Genomic DNA, 21943 nt, shown 5'->3' on the forward strand with positions numbered 1-21943 from the left:
TTTTGAACACTCACTATATTGTTAAGGTTGTGACCGGAGGCATGAAATGTTCAAAATATTCATTATAGAAGATGATCGTGGTCTGGTGGCTCTGCTACAGGATTATTTACATAAGTTTGGATATGAGACACAGGCTGTGAATGATTTCGAGCGGGTCCGCGCTCAGTTTGAGGCGTTCGCTCCACACCTGGTACTCCTAGATGTTAATTTGCCTAAATACGATGGTTATTACTGGTGCCGCCAGATTCGTGGAATTTCTACCTGTCCCATCCTCTTTATATCTGCCCGTGACGGCAAAATGGATCAGGTGATGGCGCTGGAGAACGGAGCCGACGATTACATCACGAAGCCTTTTGATTACGAAATTGCGATGGCCAAAATCAAAAGCCAGCTTCGACGCGCCTATGGCACCTATGCGGGAAGCAACAATGAACGTACCCTGACCGTTGCCGGAATAATGCTGGATGTGGAACGACTAGTTCTTTCACGAGGTGAAGCTAAGGTGGACTTAAGCCACACGGAAGCGAAGATCTTGGATGAGCTGATGCAAAAATCCGGAACCATCGTTACCCGGGACAGGCTGCTAGAAAAAATCTGGGATGATCAAGCCTTCGTGGATGAGAATACACTCAATGTCTATGTCACCCGTGTACGCAAAAAGCTTGCCGCTCTTGAGGTTACGGACGGTCTACAAACCGTTCGAGGTCAAGGCTATCGCTTGATACCGAATTGGGGGGATGAGGATTGAAGTTATTTTTACGGGAACAGATCCCTTTAATTGTAGTCTATCTAGCGCAGCTCATCTTGATCACACTAGTGTATCGGCTGGATGGGGGCAGTGGTGTGAGCGTAAGTCTATATGCAGCTCTTCTCAGCACTTGTCTGCTGCTTGGCTACCTCGCTTACCGGTATATCAGCAATCGTACATTCTATGAACGTCTGGAGACTTTACCTTCCTCTTTAGATGAAGCAGGTGGCCCTTCACAGGATTCTCCGCTTGCCGTGAGTTTGCGAGGACTACTGGGGTCACAATTCCGCCTTTACAAAAATGATTTACACAGCTACCGCCACAAGCTGGAAGAACATATTCACTTTATTAATCAGTGGGTGCATGGGATGAAGACACCATTATCTGTCATCCATTTGATGATTCAAGATAAGGACGGACCGCCTTTTACGGCGATAGGAGATGAATTGGATCGTCTGAAAAAAGGACTGGATACCGTACTTTATACGGCTCGGTTAGATACTTTTGAGCATGATTTTTATGTTGAACGTTTGGATTTGGAAACCCTCGTACGTGGGGTGACCTCAGAGCAGAAGCGTCTTTTCATACGTAATCGTATATTTCCTAGTATCAAAATAGATGAGCGAATTGCTGTAACCACAGATGAGAAATGGCTAAGCTTTGTGCTTACGCAGCTCATTACGAATGCAATCCGTTATACGACTGAGGTCGGCAAACATGTTTATTTTCATGGATACATACAAGAGGACAAGAGAGCAGTACTGGAGATACGAGATGAAGGCGTTGGCATCCCAGCAGGTGATCTGCCGCGTGTATTTGATGCTTATTTTACCGGTGTGAATGGACGAACCTTCCAAGAATCCACGGGGATGGGACTATACCTTGTGAAACAAATCTGCGGTAAGCTTGGTCACGAGGTGAGCATTAGCTCTGAAGAAGGTAAGGGCACGGCCGTGCGGATTGTGTTTAAGGAGCATTACCTTACAAATGTGTAAGGTTATTGTAAGTTTCAGAAATAGCAGCCCTTGTGTACACTTTGTATAATGAAGGCAATCCAGTCGAAAGAAGGAGAGGTAACACTTGCCCATTCTAGATGTTCATAATTTATCAAAAATATATGAGGGTAAAGTGTCCACTCAGGCGTTGAATCATATCCGCTTTTCTGTCGAAAAAGGGGAGTTCGTTGGCATAATGGGACCTTCGGGGAGTGGAAAAACAACACTGCTCAACACGATCGCCACCATCGATCAGCCGACCTCCGGTCAGATTCTGATTAACGGCCGAGATCCTAATCTGCTTAGCAGAAAAGAAAAGGCACTTTTTCGCCGCCATGAGCTCGGCTTCGTCTTTCAGCATTTTAATCTACTGGATACGCTCACTGTAGAGGAAAATATTGTGCTGCCGCTCACACTTGCTGGTACCGGTGTACCGGAAATGGAGAGCAGATTGAAAGAAGTAGCAGGTATGCTGGACATTGAGCATTTGCTGCAGAAACGGACATACGAGATTTCAGGTGGACAAATGCAGCGGACCGCCATTGCCCGGGCGATGATACATCGTCCTGCACTAATTTTAGCAGATGAGCCTACAGGGAATCTGGATTCCAAAGCTTCAGGTGAAGTCATGAATATGCTGACAGAGGTGAATCAGGAAGAAGGAGCAACCGTGCTGATGGTCACACATGACGCAGTGGCCGCAAGCTTTTGTAACCGAGTCATCTTTATTAAAGACGGACGTTTCTATAGTGAAATGTACAGGGGGAGCAGTAGAGGCGCATTCTTCCAAAGTATTATTGACATGTTGTCACTGCTTGGGGGAACTAGCCATGACCTTTCGGCAATTCGCTTATAGGAATGTTACACGTAACAAGCGTAAATATGCGGCTTATTTTGTCGTCAGTGCTTTTTCAGTGATGATCTTTTTTGTGTGCGCTTTGTTTATTTATCATCCGGATATTTCTAATAGCCTCGTTTATAGTACGGCAGCTCACACGATGATGGCGGCAGAAGCCATTATTTATGTGTTTTGCTCCTTGTTCGTTCTAGTATCGGTCGGTTCATTCCTGCAGTCACGGAAGATGGAATTTGGAATTTTATTGATGCATGGAATGACGAAGCGACAGCTCAACACGATGGTGTTTTTGGAAAATATGATGATCGGCACCTCTGCCATCCTGACAGGTACCTTATTAGGGTTAATTCTGGGTAAGTTGTTTTTGATGATCGGATCTACTTTTCTAGGGATACCTCTGTTAACGTTTCATCTTCCATGGCAGGCGCTTGTACTTACGATATGCAGCTTTGCTCTGTTATTTATTCTAATCTCGCTGAGCACGTTCGTCTTTATTGGGAATGAATCGCTGATGCGACTGTTTCAGGGAGAACGAAAAGCAGAAGAGGAGCCTAAAGTTTCCTTGGCGTTATCAATTTTGTCTGCTTTATTGCTGCTAACGGGCTATTATATGGCAGCTACAGCACAAGCGGCTTCGGTTGAAAAGGTGATGTTTCCCGTCGTCGTGATTACGGTTGCGGGTACGTATTTCTTTTATACCCAGCTTAGTATTTACATGGTTAAACTACTTAAGAAGATCCGGCGCTTGTATTGGAACCACACGAATATCATTACCTTATCGGGTTTGTCCTATCGATGGAAAGAGAATGCCCGAATGTTCTTTATGGTGACGATTGTATCCGCAGTATCCTTTACCTCAGTGGGGGTATTCGCATCGATCCATACACTTTCCAGAGAGCTGAAATTGGATTATCCAGCAGCTGTTGGTTATGTAGCCAAAGGTAATCAGTCGCACGTACCTTTTGATCAGCATTTGGACGAAATCAAGGAAGAGCTTACCACGCTCGGTTTACCCTATGAGACGCTTAGTATTCCGATCAAATACGCTGAAGTGGAATCTCAGACTGGGCCAGACCGCACGTTAAGGCTTCCCTTGATTGGTTATAGTGATTATAAGCTTGCTCTGCTTCGTGCAGGGTTTACGACGGATGAGCGCCCTCTTAGTGGAGATGAAGGACTGGTGATGATCGGTTCGCAACGAGATCGGAGTCTAACAGCGGGTAGAGTAAAGCCGGTGTACACCTTGAAGCAAGGTCTTTCCATTCGAGAAACGGGGTATACCCAGCATGTTCCGATTGCCGAATATTTGTTGCCGGAGCTGGATGGAAGAGATGGTGGAGATTTCAGTGGTGTCGTGATTAGCGACGAGCTATACAATGCCATTGAACCCTTGCAGACCGATTTGTATACAGGATTTTATATCGATGATTTCCCACGAACAGTAGGTATAGCGGCTGATCTTGCGCATAAAGGCAAACTATCCTATGAAAGTGACTCACCATATGCGATTGTTGTTAGCGGCACGCTGTTTGAAATACAAAAAACACTGTACAACACGATGCTATTCGCTTCTTTGCTAGTAGGTACTGTCTTTTTCATTGCAGCAGGCAGCTTCCTTTACTTCCGGCTGTATACAGATCTAGATCATGAGCGGCATCAATATTCTACTTTGTCCAAGATGGGACTTACAGATCAAGAGCTAAACCGAATTGTAACGATACAATTGTCTTTGCTTTTTTTTGTGCCGGTTGGAGTGGCCATTCTGCATAGTGTGTTTGCCTTTATTGCGCTTCAGCGGTTGTTCTATTTATCTATTGCTGTGGAGACCGGGGCGGTGCTACTAGGATATTTGGCTGTTCAGGGACTATACTTCTTTTTTATTCGCAGCCGCTATTTGCGCAACTTGAAGAAGAACTTGATTTAAAAAATGGGGGTTACGAAATGCAAGCATGGATTACAGATTTTATGGAGCAGTTTGGTTATTTCGGTATTTTCCTGATGCTCGCTGTTGAAAATATATTTCCACCAATTCCTTCCGAAGTGATCCTCCCATTTGGCGGATTCATGACGACCACAACAAATTTGACCATTCCTGGTGTAATCATTGCGGCTACGCTTGGCTCATTGCTGGGTGCGGTTATTCTCTATTATATCGGCCGTTTGTTGGATGTAAGTCGATTAGAACGAATCGTTGAGCGTTGGGGCGGCATACTCCGAATCAGCAAAAAGGATATCCACAAGGCTGACGCTTGGTTTGACAAATATGGCTATTGGACCGTATTATTTTGTCGGATGGTTCCACTGGTTCGTAGTTTGATTTCGATCCCAGCGGGGATGTCGGGCATGAAATTCGGAGTGTTTATGATCTTCACAACGATTGGTACGCTAGGTTGGAATCTGCTGCTTGTGCTTATTGGCGCTGCATTGGGTGAGTCCTGGGAAGACATCGCCATGTATATGGATATGTACTCGAACGTAGTGTACGTACTTCTTGCAGGGGGAGTAGTGATCCTTGGGTATCTGTTCTTCCGTAAGCGCAGACGGAAAATGAACACCGAAGGTTGAGCCGAGAAGGAACTATAGATAAAAGTTATGATTAAAAAGGAGGAGAACAAATGGAGCTATTAACGATTATTAAAGCTATTATTTTGGGAATTGTTGAAGGTTTGACTGAATTTGCTCCGGTATCCTCCACAGGTCATATGATTATTGTTGATGATATGTGGTTAAAATCGACAGAGTTATTTGGGCAATATACGGCTAATACTTTCAAAGTGGTTATACAATTGGGTTCTATCTTAGCGGTTGTTGTTATTTTTAGAAATAGGTTCATTGAACTGCTGGGGTTAAAGCGTTTCAGTCGCAAGCAGTTGGACCCTGTAACCGAGGAGCAGCCACAGCTCGAGAAGGGTGGACACCTTAAGCTTGCACAGGTGCTTGTAGGATTAGTGCCAGCAGGTATGCTGGGCGTTCTGTTTAACGATTATATTGACGAGCATTTATTCTCTACATCCACCGTGTTAATCGGTCTAGTAGTTGGTGCTGTATTGATGATTATTGCAGATCTATTTGGACCAAAAAAGATCCAAACGGAGAGTGTCGATCAGATTACATACAAGCAGGCACTAGGTGTTGGTCTGGTCCAATGCTTCTCGTTATGGCCGGGATTTTCACGTTCCGGGTCGACGATTTCTGGTGGTGTCCTCCTTGGTATGAGTCATCGCGCCGCTGCTGATTTCACATTTATTATGGCTGTTCCGATTATGGCAGGGGCCAGCTTACTCTCACTGATGAAGAATTGGCAATATTTCACCATGGATGCCCTACCGTTCTTCATCGCAGGCTTTATCAGTGCCTTTGTGTTTGCGCTGTTATCGATGCGTTTCTTCCTGAAGTTGATCAACCGGATTAAGCTTTTACCGTTTGCTATATACCGGATAATACTTGCTGCAGTAGTATATTTCGTGTTTTTCTAAATCCGTTATAAGGAATCGATATAACAGAAGCCCCCGTAATCTATTGCAGATTACGGGGGCTTTCACGTATGATGGCATCAGATTAAGACACACACTTTATTAATTATAAGGAGACAGGTGCTTGCCGGAAATTAGTAGTCCGGTAGGCTTAATAGGGAAATTCGGTTCGAAGCCGATGCGGTCCCGCCACTGTAACGGAAGAGTCCATAGCAACATATGTCACTGGCAATTTACTACTGCTGGGAAGACTGCTAAGGATGTTGACACCGCTAGCCAGGAGACCTGCCTGTTTCAACAGCACTGCTTCACCTACGGAAGATAGGAAGGTGTTAGACGTTAGCCATAGGTATATTATGGGCGTCTTTCCCTTTGACTTTTTTAGGGAAGGGCGCTCTTTTTTATAGGGAAGCATCAGGTATCGGGTCAAAAATTAGAAAATGGTGAAGGGGAGCTACGAAATGACGAACAAAGTAAAAGTAAGCAATCTTGGATATCCAAGAATCGGGAAAAATCGCGAGTGGAAAAAAACGTTAGAAGCTTTTTGGGCAGGGAAATTAAATGAGGAAGAGTTCCGCACTGAAATGGCAGAAATTCAGCTTCAGCATTTAAAAACTCAGCAGGAGGCAGGTATTGAGCTCATTCCGGTAAATGATTTTACATTTTACGATCATGTGTTGGATACAGCTGTAATGTTCGGGATCGTACCTCCACGTTATGTATATGATGGTGGCGACATTGGGCTTGATCTTTATTTTGCGATGGCTAGAGGGAATGCTGAGGCTACAGCCTGCGAGATGACTAAATGGTTCAATACGAACTATCACTATATTGTTCCAGAGATCGGTGCCCAAACGCCGCGTCTGACCGAGAATAAACCACTGGCTGCTTATCGCTTTGCCAAATCTCAGGCGGGGATTGAGGGGAAACCTGTGATCTTAGGCCTGTATACCTTCCTTAAGCTGTCAAAAGGTTTTGCATCCGCAGATATTGCGAAGATCGCCGCTCGGTTTCTTCCAGTCTACGTTCAACTGTTGCAAGAGCTGAAGCAAGAAGGGGTAAGCTGGGTACAAATCGATGAGCCCGCGATTGTTACAGGAATAAATAAAGCAGAATTAACACTGCTTAATTCGATATATACAGAAATTTCTAACTCAGTGCCGGGCTTGAATATTATTCTGCAAACTTACTTTGAAGCGGCTGAACCGTTGGAGGCGCTGCTAGAGCTGCCAGTACAAGGCTTGGGTCTTGATTTTGTGCATGATGGTGGAGCGAATCTCGCTTCTATTGAACGGCTTGGCTGGCCAGAGGATAAGTGGCTGGGAGCGGGTATTATTGACGGACGCAACATTTGGCGCTCGGATCTGGACGCTAAGCTGCAGCTGCTAGAGAAGCTGAGTGTACATGTACCGCTTGAACGTCTTATTCTACAGCCTTCTTGCAGTTTGCTGCATGTTCCGGTTACTGTTCAGGGTGAGGTGAAGCTGAAGACAACCGTCAAGGCTGCTTTAGCTTTCGCTAATGAGAAACTGACAGAGCTTAGTCTGATTGGCGCTGCTTTAGGAGATAACAGGGAAGCTTCTGCTGCTGCACTTGCAGCTAGTCGTGAGGCCCTTGCATCTTTCCGAGCACTTCCTGAGCGTGGGCGTAAGGATGTAGCAGAGGAAGTTCTCAGACTTGAAGATTTGCCGGACCAACGCAGCTTGCCTTTTGCTGAGCGCTTAAAGGTACAGCAGGAGAAATGGCAGCTTCCACTTCTACCAACGACAACGATCGGAAGCTTTCCGCAGACGGTAGAAGTGCGTCAGGCAAGGCTGAAATGGCGCAAAGGCGTATGGAATCAGGAGCGGTACGAGGGGTTCGTTCGCGAGCAGATCGCGGATGCAATCACCTTCCAAGAAAAACTGGGTCTGGATGTTCTCGTGCATGGTGAGTTCGAAAGGACGGATATGGTAGAGTTTTTCGGGGAGAAGCTGGCTGGTTACTTATTTACAAGTAATGGCTGGGTTCAATCCTACGGTTCCCGCTGCGTTAAGCCACCAGTAATTTATGCGGATATAGCTTTTATCGCGCCTATGACTGTAAAAGAAAGTGTCTATGCTCAGTCGTTGACGCAGCTTCCTGTTAAAGGCATGTTGACGGGACCCGTTACGATTCTCAATTGGTCTTTCGTGCGTGATGATCTTAGTCGGGAAGAAGTGGCGAATCAAATTGCCTTGGCGCTCCGACATGAAGTTAAAGCTTTGGAAGATGCAGGCATAGAGATGATTCAAGTAGATGAACCCGCTATCCGCGAAGGACTTCCTTTGAAGGCTGAAGATCGTGAGGAATATTTGAATTGGGCGGTGAAGTCGTTCCGCATCGCGACGAATCATGTGAAGGCTACGACTCAAATTCATACCCACATGTGCTATAGTGAGTTCAATGACATGATAGACTCCATTTCAGCGATGGATGCGGATGTCATCTCTATTGAGACTTCCCGTAGCCATGGGGAACTGATCGTCAGCTTTGAAGAGCAGGAATACGATAAAGGAATCGGTCTTGGTGTATATGATATCCATAGTCCACGGGTTCCTGCTGTAGAAGAAATGACAGCTAATATTGATCGTGCGCTTCGGGTGCTGGATCCTGAACAGTTCTGGATTAACCCGGATTGCGGTCTTAAGACACGTGGCTGGCAGGAGACAGAAGATGCGCTCCGTAACATGGTAAGAGCTGCCGCTATTGCAAGGGAGAATGTAGGAGTTATTGCCTCCAAATAGGCGAAATAAGTAATCATAAATCGAAGTCGGGGAATTTCTCCCTGGCTTTTTATTTCAGCCACTTGATAATAATTCTCATTCTTGATAGAATGAAAAAAGAAAAGAAGGAACCGTGGAGGGTCCCTTCAAGTCATCACCTTATTTGCTTTCGAAAGTTTTGCAGTCTGTTTCTTCTGCACGTGTAGGTTCTTGGGAGCTGTGGAAAGCTACGAAGATAGAATCAGCACTGCATTTGTTCTCTTCTGCCCAGTGGGTGCAGGAGTTAACTTCACAAATTACGTCTTTTGCCATGAGGGTTCACCTCCCCTTGTAGTGATAGACAGCATCATTTAATGAACTGCTCTGTTCAGCAAGGTGGAGCTTGTCCGAACAGAATCGTACCGCGCCCTCATTCATTATGAATAGAGGGTATTTGGTGTTTTCTGTATAATTAGACGAGGTAATTGTATCAAATAAAGAGCATGTAAGCAAACGGTTATTTAATAACAATAAAAGTGACAAAATTATGCAAATAATTATGAATAACTCATTTGGTGTAATTACGGAGTGGACCTATGCCAATGTTCACAAGTCGCAGAAATGCGGCTCTTTTTCTGTTTAGAGAGCATAAAATTAAGGGGAATTGCTTTTGATTCCATTTTCCAGTGCAACCTTCCAAGTTTTGGAACGTCATAGTAAAGAGTACGGAAGAGATCTGCTTAGAACAAGACATTCCGTAACGATATTATGATCCGTGTAAACGGTATCTACTACATTTTTTGGAGGAATGAGAATGCGCAAATGGGGTCTGCATTACTTATGTTTATTAATTCTTGCGGTGGTCTTGGCGGGTTGTGGCTCAGCGGATGATAGCAATTCGGCGGCGGATAGTTTGGCGAAGCAAAATAGTAGTATGAGTAATGATGCAGCAGCAAAGACAGAAACTGAAAGCGCGATGGCCTCAACCGCGAATCAGAGTACCTCGGCGGCACCTGCAACAGAAGCAGGCGGCAATGAAGACTCAGCAGTAAAGGGCTCGACATCAGAGAATACGAATCAAGCAAGTGCAGGATTTACTGGTAGTGATGTAGTAGCGGGTTTGAATAAGAAGCTGATCTATAAAGCCAATCTTATCATGGAAGTAGAAGACTACGGAAAAGCTCAGACTGAAATTCGTAATATGGTAACGATGGCCAATGGATATATTATTGAGTTTAATGAAAATATGTCGCAATACGAGCAGGGTGGAACGTTTATCCTTAAGGTGCCTGCCTCCGGGTTCTCACCTTTTCTGAATAATCTGGAGAAAGTAAAACATGAATCCCTACAGCGAAGTATCCAAGGTCAGGATGTTTCTGAAGAGTATGTTGATCTGGAGTCGCGTCTGAAGGCAAAGCAACTAATGGAAGCTCAATATACAGAGTTTATGAAAAAAGCAACGAAATCCACTGATCTGGTCGCCTTCGCGAACGAGCTTGGTTCCATACAGGAAACTATTGAGCAGATTAAAGGTAGAATGCGCTATATAAATCAGAATGTATCCTTCTCTACGGTAGAGCTGAGGGTGTATCAGACAGATGAAAGCATGGCTGTCAAAGAGAAGGAGAAGCAAGGACCGTTACTGGAACGTGCTTCTGATGCTCTAAATGGAAGCTTGAATGCGTTATCGGTTATGTTTCAGTGGATTGTCGTTATCCTTGCAGGAGCATTACCAATATTAATAGGGGCAGCCATTATTTTAGCCATTGTTTTAGTTTCCCGCAAAAATATACGTGAGCGGCGGGAGCAGCAGACACAGCGGATTCGTCAAGGAAATAAGGAACTTAAGAGAGAGCAAGTTATCCCTATGGCAACAGAGCCTAAGGAGATAATTTTAGAGGATGATCAGAAGGCTAGTGAGGATTCAGAGGACTCGAAGAAAGAATAGCCCTACAAGAAGAAACGGTTGTCATCCTTAAAGGACGACAACCGTTTCTTCTTGTGTGCAGATGATTGTTGATTAGGCAGACTGGAAGAGTACGCGATACTCCCCGTATCCTTCCTTCTCCAAATCCTCTTTCGGAATAAATCTTAGCGCCGCTGAATTTATGCAATAGCGTAAACCGTTTTCCCCTGGACCATCGTCGAAGACATGGCCTAGATGGGAATCTGCAACTTTGCTGCGCACTTCTGTGCGGACCATCAAATGGCTGAGGTCTGTCTTTTCCTTTACAGCGTAGTCCTGGATTGGACGAGTAAAGCTTGGCCAGCCGCAACCGGAGTCGTATTTATCCTGCGAGCTGAATAAAGGCTCGCCAGATACGATGTCAACATAGATTCCTTCTCCGTGGTGATCCCAGAAATCATTCCGGAAAGGAGATTCTGTAGCACTATTCTGAGTAACTTCATATTGAAGTGGCGTTAGACGTTCTTTTAAGCTTTGTTTGTCCTCTTTATGTGTCCAGTGGGTTTCGATAAAATCCTCTCGACCAGAACCTTTACGGTAACGTTTGTAGTGGCCTGGATTCTTACGATGGTAGCCCTGATGATATTCTTCGGCAGGATAGAAGGTAACTGCCGGGAGGATTGGGGTTACAATCGGGCTAGAGAATCTGCCGCTTTCTTGCAGAGCTGCCTTGGAAGCTTCTGCTTGTTGTTTTTGTTCCTCCGAATGGGTAAAGATCGCTGTTCCATAGGAAGTCCCGCGATCATGGAATTGTCCACCTGCATCGGTAGGGTCGATTTGCTGCCAGAACAGCTCAAGCAGCTTGCTGTATGGGAAAATATCTGGGTTGAACGTAATTTGTACGGCTTCAACATGTCCTGTAGTTTCAGAGCAAACCTCTTCATAGGTCGGGTTTACTGTATGTCCGCCGGTATAGCCGGAGATGACACTAATGATACCTGGCAGTTCCTCGAACGGCGAGACCATGCACCAAAAGCATCCACCTGCAAAGGTTGCTTTTTCTGTCTTGGTATTTATATGGTTAGTCTGATGTTCACTCAATAATATCCCTCCATTCACATAATGCAATTAAATAGATCACAATTCAATTATAAAGTAAATATCAACCGCCTGCCAGCTTGCGCCAAATAAGTTCTTTCGCTATCTTCAATTCTTCGCTTCTTGTGAGCGAGGACGCAAGCTTAATCCAGCAATAATTAGTACAACGGCATAGACGATGATGGCCGTAATTGCGCTTCCGGGATTCTGCAGCAGTTGATCCCCGAGGAAGGCGTATAAGGCAATCCCTGGTATTTTTCCTATCCCTGTAGCTGCAATATAGCTCCAAAAAGGTAGGCCAGCGGCACCAGCGTAGATGTTAACCGCTGTTTGAGGAATGATCGGCACCAGACGTGCTAGGACAATTGAAGCGAAAGGTCGTCGCTCTATGCCTGCTGTGAACTTTTCGAGCGCGGGAATGGAGGCTAAATAAGCTCTCGCTTGTCTTTGAAATAAGAACTTCACAACACCAAAAAGGATTGCGGCAGCAAGATTTGTAGCTAGCCAGCAGATCAAAGCCCCCATTAGACTTCCGTATGCATAACCGAAGAATCCGATGACAGCCTTGTAAGGTACAACTGGAAACAAGGCCAGTAAAGTTGCAATCCCTATGGAACTGAAAAAATTATGATCCTCTTTCATCCAGCTAAGGATGTCATATCTGTAGATAAACGCAAGGGTTGTGCCCGAAACATAAAGAATAATCGAGAACCATTTTTTCATAGATAATATGCCCCTTCTTCCACTCATTCATCTCATCATACGGGATAAGAAGTAAATATTGAAGTGGAGATCAATTGGTCAGGGAATGAGAAGCAGGTATAATAGCATTTGTAGAGAACAATGAAAAAGAAAGAGTTCTTGAAGTCAAGAGGGGGATAGATCAGTGATTACACCTGAACGTAAAAGAGTCGCTATTGTCGGAATTGGCAATATTGCGCGCAAAGTATATTTGCCACTGCTCTCTCAGCATGATCATGCGGAGGTAGTTGGAGTTCTCAGTCATTCGCCGACAACGGTGGAGCAGGCCGTTCATACCTACCGTTTTCCTAAAGGTACGACGAATTTGGAAGAGCTAATATCATGGGATCTGGATGCAGTATTTGTACATAGCCCAACGACTACTCATTATGATATAGTAACAAAATGTCTCGAACGTGGGATTTCGGTATATGTAGATAAGCCACTTTCCTATGATCTTGAAGCGTCCAGAAGGATGGCAGAGCTAGCACAAGATAAAGGACTTCTGTTAGGAGTGGGCTTTAATCGTCGTTTTGCTCCTATGTATGTCATGGCCAAGCAATGGCTTGAGGAAGCCGGTGGAATTAGTCATTGCAGTGCGATTAAACATCGAACGAAGCTACAGACAGGCAGTAGCCGCGAAACCGTGCATGATGATCTGATCCATATGCTTGATTTATTGTTGTGGTTGTGCGGAGATGATTATGATCTGCTTCGTAGTCATCTTCAATCTAGTACAGATGGTCGTCTGATTCAGGCATCTGGAATGCTCGGCTGGAAGCATGACGCAGTAGGAATGTACAGCATGGTTCGTGAAGCTGGTGTGGATTTGGAGAAGCTTGAGCTACACGGAAATGGCAGATCGGTGGAAGTAGTGGACCTGGACAAGGCTGTACTTTACGAAAAGGATGTCTTGCCGAATATTCAAAGCTTTGGAAGCTGGGATACTGTGCTGGATAGAAGAGGTTTTAGTGGAGTGGTGAGCTATTTTTTAAACAACATAAATACACCGGAGCAATGCAGCATTGCTGCTTCAGCGGTACTGCCTAGTCATACGCTGGCGGCAGAGCTTGCTGAATGAGGTCTCCAAGAAAGGAGAAGAATATATGGAGGATAACCGTAAATCAGTAGAAGAACAGATTATCGAAAGCTATAAGCGTGAAGAAGAGATGATGATTCTTGTATTCGCCCAGTGGTGTGTAAATAATGGACTCGATCCACATGCCCTATATTTGCAGGCCTATCCGCAGCAAGAAGGGAATGAGGCCTTGCGTAAGGCGCTTGCCCTTACGGTTTCCGCGGAGGAAGCGGGGGATATTTCTGATGACACTGTTCTAGGCGTACTTTCTTTATTTGGGAATGATGACTTGGCTCAAATCGTGACAGAAGCGATTACCCAAAGGGTATCTAAAGAGCGCGCAGGGGATTGACAGTGGGGATATAATAATAAAGTGTGATGAACTTTTTTTGGTAAACGATGTTCATCATGGTTAAAATGTGTTAATATTATATATACTAACTAATAGTAAGTTTTGCTAGTGAGAGGTGAGAACAATGGAAGAACATCAGTTTTCGATGTGTCCCAGATTTGAGACAGCCTTCTCTTTCTTAGGCAAACGTTGGAATGGACTTATTATTCAGACATTGATGAGTGGACCGAAGCGATTTAAAGATATCTCCGGCCTCATTCCTTCAATGAGCGATAAGATGCTATCCGAGCGGATGAAGGATTTGGAAGGCGAGGGTATTCTGGTTAGACATGTATACCCGGAAACACCCGTGCGTATTGAGTATGAATTAACAGACAAAGGCCGTGCCTTGCAGCCTGTTATGCAGCAGATTCAGTCCTGGGCTGAGAGCTGGGTAGACTAAAATTCACAGTAATGTTGTGGCCCTTTTTCCAGAAATAGCGGGAAAGGGGTTTTTCAATTTTCATGAAATATTAAAGTATAAGTTCTATACCTATGCTTTATGCCTGAAAAAAACTTGCACAGTTTAAAAATAAATGTAATATAATAGAAAAACATTATATGGTCCTTGAATGGTAGCACTCGCGTATTGGTTTTTGCTCAAATCTACTCAGCTGGAGTACAGGCATAGCAAAACTATTAGGAGGCGAGGGAGATGGAGACGAAGAAGACCCTGTTTTCCCGGGAAATAACGTATGGAAAAAAGGATGTTGCTGAGCTAGAGATCGCATCGATCAAAGTACAGCTTATCTATGACAAGACGTTGTTCATGCTGCATAGCCATCTTCCAGAGTCTTTATGGGATGCGTGGATTGGCGTGCCTTACAGCATTATCTCTTCACTCTACAAAGGGAACAATGATAGCGGGACTATTTTTCAAAAATGGATTCAAAGTCCGGCTGGCTGGAAATGTATTGGCTGTGAGCGGCACTGTCTCGAGTCGACGGAATCTCTTCAAGATGTGAACGCGGTGAATAATGGGCGACAATATAAGTTTCATAACGGCATTCGTCAGAGTATGGTGCTTCAAGCCTTAATTTGGTCCATGTACGAGAATATCGTATTGTTCAAACCTTTTTTAGGCGATGAGCCTTTTTTTGATGATGATGATTTGAATACGATATCCTCTTATTTCGTTCCAACGTATCTTAATGAATTTCACCTTATTGAGCGGTCTAAGCCATGCAAAGAATACAAAGATCAGAACATACGTGTCTTCCAGGAATGGATCTCTGCACCAGATCTTGTCCTCAAGTGGAATGGTGGCCTGACAGAAGGCAGATGGATGACCGGTGTTTATATGGATCACTCCCGCTTTGCCGGTCTAGGACCTTATTTGAAGGATTCGAAGGGACAACGGACGTATATGGAGGCTTTTGTTCAATAAAAAGATATAAATTCCGTGAGTACAATCACTGGTTAAAGTTCCTTTTAGGGTTAAGGTGAGAAGGTAGAAACGATTTAAACAAAACCTGATCCCAAATCCCAAGGAGGAATTATAATGGTGACTAAACAACCTAATGATAGAATTTCGGATTCACATCAAGCAGACTCGGTGCAGGCTGGGTTTACCCCAGATGCATTGGTGAGAGATATTGTATTGCAGTTTCCTAAAGCTGCGGATTATTTCAAAGCAAAGCGGATTGATTTCTGTTGCGGTGGAGCTAAGCCTCTTGCTGAAGTAGCTGCCGAGCGTGGTCTGGATCAAGAGCTAATCATCAGTGATCTAAACAAGCTGTTCGAAGAATATCCGGTACCTCAGGAGGAAATCGCTTGGAATACCGCACCTTCAGATGAGTTAATTGACCTTATCATTAACAAACATCACCGTTATCTTCGTGAAGAGCTGCCTCTCATTAGTCAAAATGTAACCAAGGTGTATCGAGTGCATGGCGAAGATTCCCCTCATTTGGCGGAGTTACACAGCTTGTTCAATACACTTAGGGAGGAATTGCTTGAGCACACAGCTAAGGAAGAAGCAGATGAATTTCCTAAGCTGTTAGCATATGCTGCTAATCCAAGTGAAGAAGGCTTGACAGCGATCCGTAAGTCATTGACTGAGCTGGAGAGCGAACATGATGGTGCGGGCGATATTTTGAGAAAAATACGTAGTATTACAGATGATTTCACTCCACCGGCTCATGCGTGCACGACCTATCGATTGACCTATGCCCGGCTGGAAGAGCTGGAGAGTATGACTTTTGAGCATGTACATCTGGAGAATAATATATTGTTCCCTAGATTTCAGTAAGGATCAATAGAGTTTTAAAAAAAGTCCCTTTTGGGACTTTTTTTATTTGAGAACAGGGCTTGGTTAAGTTATCCTTAAATAGACAGTATATATAACTTTACAAGCCTGAGACGCTATTTGGTCATTAGGTGAGACAAGGCGGTGCCAGGATGCCCAGACAAAATCTGTGGAGGTTGATGCAAGGATTAGTCTTTGTATTTATAATAGTTGGATGCTCCTCACTTACTGACGACAATAGTGATGCTAATAATGTTGCGGCAGGATCAGAGGGACCGACGATATCTATAAGAGTTGGTGATAACGAACTGCTTACCAGCCCATCGGACAGGACACTTAGTGGAAGCTACAGAACTGGAATAACGATCTTGGAGCTGTTGAAAGGTAGTGATATTGCCACGTTTGCCGAGGATAACTCTAGCATTCTTTCGGTAAATAATTTTTCACTAGAATCGGGGATGACTTGGGAGCTTCAGATGGACGGACTAATCATTGGGAATGCGGATTGGAATAATACTGTAAGGTATGATTCACAGCTAGTCTTCACCGCGAAGTTGAAGAACCATCAAGAGCCACTTCAAACTGTAATGCTGACTTTGAACGGTGGAAGTGTAGAAGTAGACTTACATCATTCGTATATTATGTTATATAAAGAGGATTTCAGTGTTAGTGATTTGCTAAAGAGTAGCAGTGCGGTGCAGTTGTCCGAAAACAATAGAGAGGTACTTTCAGTCGACGATTATACCCCTCTTAGTAATGAAGAATGGAAGCTGAAGGTAAATGGAAAGCAACTGCTTGATAGTGGAATGGATATGAAGTTTAAGTCTCAAGATGTATTAGAGATTTTATTGAATTTACGCTAAATAAAGTACCTCAAAGCCAGATCAACGGTTGTTCAGAACCTGAGATTTGGCTTTTTTAATTGGAAGATAATATTAAGAATTATCATCAAACTTTAATGTGAAAGTATTCACAATTAAAGTGACTGCAATCACATTGTTGACTTGAATTTGAACCGTATAATTCCAATATGTAGAGGTAGATTTAAGAACTCATATGCTTTGAGGAGGCACCTAACCATGGCAGAGAAAAGAGAAAAATTAGTATTAGTAGGCAACGGTATGGCAGGTATTGGTACGATCGAGCAGATTTTGAAGCTGGGTGGAGCTTATGATATCACGGTCTTTGGAAGTGAACCCCATCCCAATTACAATCGGATCATGTTGTCCTATGTTCTCGAAGGCAGCAAGACGATTAATGACATTATCCTAAACGACTGGAGTTGGTATGAAGAAAATAATATTACTTTACACACGGGAACAACAGTGACACGAATTGATGAAGGCTCGAAGCAAGTGATTACAGAAAACGGCATGGCAGTACCTTACGACAAAGTGATTATTGCCACTGGCTCGAATTCTTTCATTTTACCTGTGCCTGGTAGTGATAAAGAAGGCGTGGTTGGGTTCCGAGATATTTCAGACTGTGATGCGATGCTGGAAGCGGCACAACAATACAGTAAGGCGGCTGTGATTGGCGGGGGGTTGCTTGGTCTTGAAGCGGCGAAGGGTCTTGTGAACCTTGGCATGGATGTTACTGTAGTTCATTTGATGGAAGACCTGATGGAGCGTCAGCTTGATCGTAATGCCTCTTCGATGCTGCAAGCTGAGCTAGAGCGTCAAGGTGTTAAATTTGCTATGGGCAAACAAACGGTAGAATTGACAGGGGAACAACGGGTAAGTGGTTTGCGATTCAGTGATGGCAGTACGCTTGAGGCAGATTTTGTAGTGATGGCTGTTGGAATCAAACCGAACATTACTTTGGCAAAAGAAAGCGGAGTCTCCGTTAATCGCGGGATCGTGGTGGACGATTATTTGCAGACTTCAATGCAGAATGTATATTCCATCGGCGAGTGTGCCGAGCATCGCGGGGTGTGTTACGGATTAGTGGCTCCACTGTTTGAGCAAGGCATGGTTCTGGCTAAACATTTATGTGGTAGTGATACTAAACCGTATGAAGGTTCTGTTGTTTCCACTAAGCTTAAAATATCTGGTGTAGATGTATTTTCTGCGGGTGAGTTTATGGATGCCCCTGAACTTACTGTAATTTCGAGTAAAGATGAATGGAAAAAAACATATAAGAAAATCCTGCTCAAAAATAATGTGATTGTTGGTGCGGTATTGTTCGGCGATGTGACGGAGTCCGCCAATCTGCAGAAATTAGTAAAACAAGGTGCGGTTATGACCGATGAGATTTATTCGGAGCTCATGGGAACTGGATGCTGCGGTGGTGGAAACAAGAAGGGTACATCTGTAGAAGCTATGGCAGATGAGGAAATTGTCTGCGGCTGTAACGGAGTAACCAAAAAAGCGATTATTGACGCTGTCACCGAGAATGGCTTCACTACTGTAGATGAGATCAAAGCATGTACTGGCGCTACTCGCTCTTGTGGGGGTTGCAAACCAGTAGTAGAGCAGATCCTGCAATTTGTTTTGGGAGATAGCTTTCAGCAGGCTGCCAAACAAGGTATTTGTGGCTGTACAACGCTTAGCCGTGATGAAATTGTTGCTGAGATCACAGCTAAAGGTCTTAAAACCACTAAAGAGGTCATGAATGTACTTGGTTGGAAACAAGAGGAGGGCTGCTCCAAGTGTCGTCCGGCGATTAACTATTATCTAGGAATGATGAACCCTGATACCCATCAAGACGAGAAGGAATCACGGTTTGTTAATGAACGTATGGGCGCCAATATTCAAAAAGATGGAACCTATACCGTTATCCCACGCATGTATGGCGGAGTAACGACGCCGGAGGATTTGAAGAAAATCGCCGATGTCTCTCTTAAATATGATGTGAAGGTTGTGAAGGTAACTGGTGGGCAACGACTGGATCTGATTGGTGTGAAGAAGGAAGATTTACCTAAGGTATGGGAAGAGCTAGATATGCCTTCAGGTTACGGTTATGCCAAATCTCTTCGTACGGTTAAGACTTGTGTGGGCTCGCAGTTCTGCCGTTTTGGCACACAAGATTCGATGGGAATGGGCGCACTTATGGAGCGTAAGTATGAGCGTCTTGATTTTCCGGCCAAGTTCAAAATGGCTGTCAACGGTTGTCCTCGTAACTGTGCAGAATCTTGCACGAAGGATATCGGTATCGTCGGCAACGATGGTGGCTGGGAAATATTTATCGGTGGTAACGGCGGTATTAAACCGCGGATAGCAGACGCCTTCTGTAAGGTGAAGACTGATGAAGAGTTAATCGAAGTGTGCTCGGCTGTGATGCAATACTACCGTGAGACGGGAAATTATTTGGAGAGAACCTCCGAGTGGGTAGAGCGTATGGGACTTGAGCAGATTCAAATGGTCATTTTGAATAATGAAGAGAATCGTAAAGAGCTAGCAGCTCGCATTGACTTTGCCCTAACTCAAGTCACTGATCCTTGGAAAAAAATTCTGAATGATAACAGTACACGTACTGCACTTTTTGAAGATGCAAGAGTTTAAGGGATAGATAACGAACACAGAAGGGGAGATAGCAAACCAATGAATAAGACAACACAAATGTATGCAATAGGATCAGTACAGGATTTTCTGATGCAGATTGGTCGGGTAGTTGTTGCTGGAAATGTGGAGTTAGCTGTATTTCGTACCTCTGACGGAGGAATCTATGCGCTTGAGAATCGCAGTCCTCATCCCAAAGGGGGACCGCTTGCCGAAGGGATTGTTTCGGGTCACTTTCTTTATGATCCACTGTACGACTGGAAAATTGATCTTCGCACTGGCGAAGTCCAGGCTCCAGACGAGGGCAGAGTAGTGACTTATCCAGTCACGCTTGATGAGGACAGTTTGACGGTGAGCGTGTAGACACCGAAGGTTGTAATTAATGCTTTAATAGAAAACGGTGGGGTGGAGTATTATGTTTACACAAAGTGTGGAGAGTATCGTCGAGACGGCAGTCAGCAAGCGTGACCAGATGAATAAAAACTTGCCAAGATATTTTCTAGCGGCTCTCTTGGCAGGAGCATATGTGGGTATTGGGATTATTCTTATTTTCTCGCTGGGAGCGCCGTTAGCGGCGGCAAAGTCTCCTTTCCAACCCCTCATTATGGGTGTATCCTTCGGAATTGCCCTGACTCTTGTTGTGTTTGCAGGCTCAGAGCTGTTTACCGGAAATAACATGTTCTTTACTGTAAGTACATTAGCTGGTCGAACAAGCATCTGGGATACCGTGAAGAACTGGGTGCTTGTGTTTGTAGGGAATGTGGTAGGTGCAGTGATTTTATCGCTTTTGATTCGGGGAACTGGACTATTCAGTGCGGCTCCCCCTGAGCATTTGATCTTCGCAGCAGCGGCCAAGAAAATGAGCCTTCCGTTTTCGGAGTTATTTTTCCGTGGAATCCTATGTAACTGGCTCGTCTGTCTAGCACTGTGGATGTCTTCACGCGCTAAAAGTGAGACTGCCAAGCTAGTTTTAATCTGGTGGTGTTTATTTGCCTTTATTGCGAGTGGTTATGAGCACAGTGTGGCTAATATGACGCTGCTGAGCGTTGCTGTGTTGCTCCCGAATCACCCGGAGACCATTACAATTGCCGGATGGATACACAATATGATACCCGTTACTTTAGGAAATATAATTGGTGGTGGCGTATTCGTGGGCATGGCCTATTGGATGATCTCCCCAGTGCGTGGTACTCAGAGCAAGCGTTAAACGTATATTTATTATTGGAATTAAGCATTAGGGCTGACCCGATTTCGGGTTCAGCTCTTTTTTTAGGTTATAAAAAAGACGCCTCTGTTAGGCGCCTTGGACCACTCTATTGTAATGTGCAGAATAATTGGGTCATATATGTTTCATTGAGGAGAATAGAGGGTATATTACAATGGAATTAAATACGGCAGATCTCGTTTGGACACATTTCGCAGTGGCAAATTTCCTGCAGCATACCAAGATTCTTGATGACAATCATGCCGTTCTCGTACTCAACCGCGTCCTTTTTACGCAAGTCGCTCAGCATCCGGTTAACACTCTCACGAGTGGCGCCGATCATGTTGGACAGATCTGTATGCGTAATTTTTTTGTTGATGAGGATGTTCTCACCATCACTGCTCTTCTCACCGTAGGTGTTGCCAAGACGAATGAGAGTGGAGCAAAGCGCACCTGGTTTGCCGTACATCATCAGATCGCGGAATTTCGTTTGGGTTAGACGGTGATGAATACCCATCCATTTCATAAAGTCGATGGCAAAATCACAATGTTGGCAAATGAGAATTTCTAAATCCTTCTGCTCGATAACGCCAACTTCACTATCTTCAATCACTTCAGCAGTAAAGCTGTGTTTGGTACTGAAGAATGGATCTGCTTGCCCTACCATATCGCCAGCTTGATACATATAGAGAATGAGTTCTTTACCTTCATCAGTAGATTTAGTTAATTTCACACGTCCACGTTTGATATAAAACAATTTATCCGAGTAGTCGCCTTCCCAGAATAGATGTGAACCCTCTGGAACAACGCGCTCTTTCATTGTAACTAGAAGTCTGTTGAAATTCTGTTCGGAGAAACAGTTTGTATTTCCGTGGGCTTCGATAACATTGTAATGTTCTTTTAGCATAATCGACATCCCCTTTATTCCCTCATTTTTTCAGTAAATTTTAAATTAATTATACTCTGAATATTCCTTGATATG

General features: G+C 44.3%; 21 protein-coding genes and 1 riboswitch. Of the genes, 17 read left to right on the forward strand and 4 right to left on the reverse strand.

Annotation, left to right across the window (positions count from 1 at the left end; genetic code table 11):
• Positions 1 to 46: 46 nt before the first annotated feature.
• The 7 genes from NSS67_RS11450 to metE all read left to right on the forward strand — a co-directional run bounded on the left by NSS67_RS11450 (position 47) and on the right by metE (position 8837).
• Complete coding sequence (locus NSS67_RS11450; protein WP_339319645.1) at positions 47 to 748, forward strand: response regulator transcription factor; 702 nt, start codon at positions 47 to 49, stop codon at positions 746 to 748.
• Positions 745 to 1743 carry a sensor histidine kinase gene (locus NSS67_RS11455; RefSeq protein WP_339319646.1) on the forward strand — a complete coding sequence of 333 codons (999 nt, stop codon included), beginning with the start codon at positions 745 to 747 and terminating at the stop codon, positions 1741 to 1743. The genes NSS67_RS11450 and NSS67_RS11455 overlap by 4 nt, the downstream gene beginning before the upstream one ends.
• A gap of 85 nt (positions 1744 to 1828) precedes the next feature.
• The gene (locus NSS67_RS11460) at positions 1829 to 2599 is read left to right on the forward strand and encodes an ABC transporter ATP-binding protein (RefSeq protein WP_339319647.1); all 771 of its coding nucleotides are present in this window, start codon (positions 1829 to 1831) and stop codon (positions 2597 to 2599) included.
• The gene (locus tag NSS67_RS11465; RefSeq protein ID WP_339319648.1) at positions 2574 to 4523 is read left to right on the forward strand and encodes an FtsX-like permease family protein; all 1950 of its coding nucleotides are present in this window, start codon (positions 2574 to 2576) and stop codon (positions 4521 to 4523) included. The genes NSS67_RS11460 and NSS67_RS11465 overlap by 26 nt, the downstream gene beginning before the upstream one ends.
• A gap of 17 nt (positions 4524 to 4540) precedes the next feature.
• Positions 4541 to 5164 carry a DedA family protein gene (locus NSS67_RS11470; RefSeq protein WP_339319649.1) on the forward strand — a complete coding sequence of 208 codons (624 nt, stop codon included), beginning with the start codon at positions 4541 to 4543 and terminating at the stop codon, positions 5162 to 5164.
• Between the two features lie 50 nt (positions 5165 to 5214).
• The gene (locus NSS67_RS11475; RefSeq protein WP_339319650.1) at positions 5215 to 6075 is read left to right on the forward strand and encodes an undecaprenyl-diphosphate phosphatase; all 861 of its coding nucleotides are present in this window, start codon (positions 5215 to 5217) and stop codon (positions 6073 to 6075) included.
• Positions 6076 to 6173: 98 nt separating this feature from the next.
• Positions 6174 to 6380: riboswitch (cobalamin riboswitch) on the forward strand.
• Between the two features lie 153 nt (positions 6381 to 6533).
• A complete protein-coding gene (gene metE, locus NSS67_RS11480) occupies positions 6534 to 8837 on the forward strand; it encodes a 5-methyltetrahydropteroyltriglutamate--homocysteine S-methyltransferase (RefSeq protein ID WP_339319651.1) in 2304 nt (767 codons plus the stop codon).
• 138 nt (positions 8838 to 8975) lie between these two features.
• On the opposite strand, the gene NSS67_RS11485 is transcribed toward metE, so the two are convergent.
• Complete coding sequence (locus tag NSS67_RS11485; RefSeq protein ID WP_076120659.1) at positions 8976 to 9128, reverse strand: DUF1540 domain-containing protein; 153 nt, start codon at positions 9126 to 9128, stop codon at positions 8976 to 8978.
• Between the two features lie 481 nt (positions 9129 to 9609).
• Between NSS67_RS11485 and NSS67_RS11490 the strand changes: the two genes are divergently transcribed.
• Positions 9610 to 10743: a DUF4349 domain-containing protein gene (locus tag NSS67_RS11490; protein ID WP_339319652.1), complete on the forward strand. Its 1134-nt coding sequence runs from the start codon at positions 9610 to 9612 to the stop codon at positions 10741 to 10743.
• A gap of 72 nt (positions 10744 to 10815) precedes the next feature.
• Here NSS67_RS11490 and msrA read toward each other — a convergent pair whose 3' ends face one another.
• Both msrA and NSS67_RS11500 read right to left on the reverse strand, forming a co-directional pair.
• A complete protein-coding gene (gene msrA / locus NSS67_RS11495) occupies positions 10816 to 11802 on the reverse strand; it encodes a peptide-methionine (S)-S-oxide reductase MsrA (protein ID WP_339319653.1) in 987 nt (328 codons plus the stop codon).
• 105 nt (positions 11803 to 11907) lie between these two features.
• A complete protein-coding gene (locus NSS67_RS11500; protein ID WP_339319654.1) occupies positions 11908 to 12522 on the reverse strand; it encodes a VTT domain-containing protein in 615 nt (204 codons plus the stop codon).
• 163 nt (positions 12523 to 12685) lie between these two features.
• Between NSS67_RS11500 and NSS67_RS11505 the strand changes: the two genes are divergently transcribed.
• The 9 genes from NSS67_RS11505 (at position 12686) to NSS67_RS11545 (ending at position 20964) form a co-directional block, all read left to right on the forward strand.
• Positions 12686 to 13621: a Gfo/Idh/MocA family oxidoreductase gene (locus tag NSS67_RS11505; protein WP_339319655.1), complete on the forward strand. Its 936-nt coding sequence runs from the start codon at positions 12686 to 12688 to the stop codon at positions 13619 to 13621.
• Between the two features lie 25 nt (positions 13622 to 13646).
• Complete coding sequence (locus NSS67_RS11510; RefSeq protein ID WP_339319656.1) at positions 13647 to 13970, forward strand: hypothetical protein; 324 nt, start codon at positions 13647 to 13649, stop codon at positions 13968 to 13970.
• A gap of 124 nt (positions 13971 to 14094) precedes the next feature.
• A complete protein-coding gene (locus tag NSS67_RS11515; RefSeq protein ID WP_313638822.1) occupies positions 14095 to 14412 on the forward strand; it encodes a helix-turn-helix domain-containing protein in 318 nt (105 codons plus the stop codon).
• A 252-nt stretch (positions 14413 to 14664) separates the two neighbouring features.
• Positions 14665 to 15396 carry a hypothetical protein gene (locus NSS67_RS11520; RefSeq protein WP_339319657.1) on the forward strand — a complete coding sequence of 244 codons (732 nt, stop codon included), beginning with the start codon at positions 14665 to 14667 and terminating at the stop codon, positions 15394 to 15396.
• 168 nt (positions 15397 to 15564) lie between these two features.
• Positions 15565 to 16260: an iron-sulfur cluster repair di-iron protein gene (gene ric, locus NSS67_RS11525; protein ID WP_339320577.1), complete on the forward strand. Its 696-nt coding sequence runs from the start codon at positions 15565 to 15567 to the stop codon at positions 16258 to 16260.
• Between the two features lie 149 nt (positions 16261 to 16409).
• Positions 16410 to 17120, forward strand: coding sequence for a hypothetical protein (locus NSS67_RS11530; RefSeq protein WP_339319658.1), 711 nt, complete (start codon positions 16410 to 16412; stop codon positions 17118 to 17120).
• Between the two features lie 216 nt (positions 17121 to 17336).
• Positions 17337 to 19760: a nitrite reductase large subunit NirB gene (gene nirB / locus NSS67_RS11535; protein ID WP_339319659.1), complete on the forward strand. Its 2424-nt coding sequence runs from the start codon at positions 17337 to 17339 to the stop codon at positions 19758 to 19760.
• Positions 19761 to 19799: 39 nt separating this feature from the next.
• Positions 19800 to 20120, forward strand: a complete 321-nt coding sequence (nirD, locus tag NSS67_RS11540) for a nitrite reductase small subunit NirD (protein WP_339319660.1) — start codon at positions 19800 to 19802, stop codon at positions 20118 to 20120.
• A gap of 52 nt (positions 20121 to 20172) precedes the next feature.
• Positions 20173 to 20964 (forward strand): formate/nitrite transporter family protein, encoded by a 792-nt coding sequence (locus tag NSS67_RS11545; protein ID WP_339319661.1) that lies wholly within the window; start codon positions 20173 to 20175, stop codon positions 20962 to 20964.
• Between the two features lie 178 nt (positions 20965 to 21142).
• Here NSS67_RS11545 and NSS67_RS11550 read toward each other — a convergent pair whose 3' ends face one another.
• Positions 21143 to 21868 (reverse strand): Crp/Fnr family transcriptional regulator, encoded by a 726-nt coding sequence (locus tag NSS67_RS11550; protein ID WP_339319662.1) that lies wholly within the window; start codon positions 21866 to 21868, stop codon positions 21143 to 21145.
• Between the last annotated feature and the right edge of the window lie 75 nt (positions 21869 to 21943).

The sequence above is a fragment of the Paenibacillus sp. FSL R10-2734 genome (genome assembly GCF_037963865.1).
Lineage (GTDB): Bacteria > Bacillota > Bacilli > Paenibacillales > Paenibacillaceae > Paenibacillus_AQ.